This window comes from Rhizobium sp. 05L419, assembly GCF_056397845.1.
In genome coordinates this window covers 1-1,229 of sequence record NZ_JBFTOF010000076.1, presented here as the reverse complement: position 1 = coordinate 1,229, position 1,229 = coordinate 1, and the positions used below count along the sequence as shown (strand labels likewise).

Annotated in this window: 2 protein-coding genes; both read right to left on the bottom strand. The window is 55.4% G+C overall.

Annotation, left to right across the window (positions count from 1 at the left end; all coding sequences use genetic code 11):
- On the bottom strand, window positions 1-380 hold a 380-nt coding region (locus AC1DMK_RS31035; RefSeq protein ID WP_477864041.1), incomplete at its 3' end, for a flagellin N-terminal helical domain-containing protein.
- 282 nt (window positions 381-662) lie between these two features.
- Window positions 663-1,229, bottom strand: a 567-nt coding sequence (locus AC1DMK_RS31030) for a flagellin (protein ID WP_477864040.1), incomplete at its 5' end; no start/stop codon positions are given.

Below are 1,229 nucleotides of genomic sequence, written 5' to 3'. Positions count from 1 at the left end.
GAGGCAGATGCAGCCACGCTCTTCAGCTGAGCCTGCAGCTGTGTGATTTCGTCCTGGATCTTGGTCTTGTCGACACCTTCTTCGGTGGCGGCAACGAGCTTAGCCTTGATCTCGGTTACAACGTCGATCGAGCTTTGAACTGCGGTGTAAGCGGTATCGACCTTGGCAGCGCCCATGCCGAGAGCGTCGGAAACAGCCGAGAGGGCTGCGTTGTCAGAACGCATCGTCGTTGCGATCGACCAGTAAGCAGCGTTGTCAGCAGCCTTGCCGACGCGCTCGCCAGACGAAACGGCGTTCTGTGTCTTCGACAGGCTGCTGTTGACGTTGCGCAGCGTCTGCAGAGCGGCCATTGCGGTGTTGTTGGTCAGAATGCTCGTCATCTTAGTTGCCCCTTTGGCAGATTGAAAAAAGAAGGGACATTCCGGATTTTTTGCCGGGAACGGCGGCCAGCTTCATGCCTGTTGAACGCGTCTTTTTGCTAGTTCAACTCGCCGTTTTGATGAGCAGAGTAGACAGCAATATGGTTAAGAAAGACTAAAACGGCGAAACGAATATTGTTAAAATTATCCGTGGGTTAGCTATATTTTCGTTAACCCTACGTTAAAACATTAGCGGCCGGGGTTTCCCCCGGCCGCTGACGTATTTCGTTTTGCTTGAACTTATCAGCCGCGGAACAGCGAGAGGATGTTCTGCGAAGAAGAGTTTGCAATCGACAGCGACTGGATTGCCAGCTGCTGCTGGGTCTGGAGAGCCGTCAGCTTGCTCGATTCCTCTTCCATGTTGGCGTCGACGAGACGACCGACACCCGACTTGATGGAGTCGCTGAGCTTGGAGACGAAGTCGCTCTGCAGATCGATGCGCGTGGACATCGAACCAAGCTTCGAGCCGAGGGCAGTCATGCTCTTGAGTGCCGTTTCGGTGTCGGAGATGAGGTTGTCGATGTCACCCTTGGTCGACGTCGAGCTGATCGAGAAGCTCGAGATCGAGGCAGAGGTGAATTTCGCGCCGTTGGTGCCGAGGATGCCGTTGGTACCGGCTGTATCGAACAGCAGATCGGTAGCCGTGGTGACGTAGCTCGACGTGGTGACGGAAACGCCGCCCGAGGAGTCGCGGACGAACGAGGAGACGACGCTCATCGTTGCGCCAATGCTGTTCTGTACCCAGTTCTGACCATTGAACGAGGCAGATGCAGCCACGCTCTTCAGCTGAGCCTGCAGCTGTGTGATTTC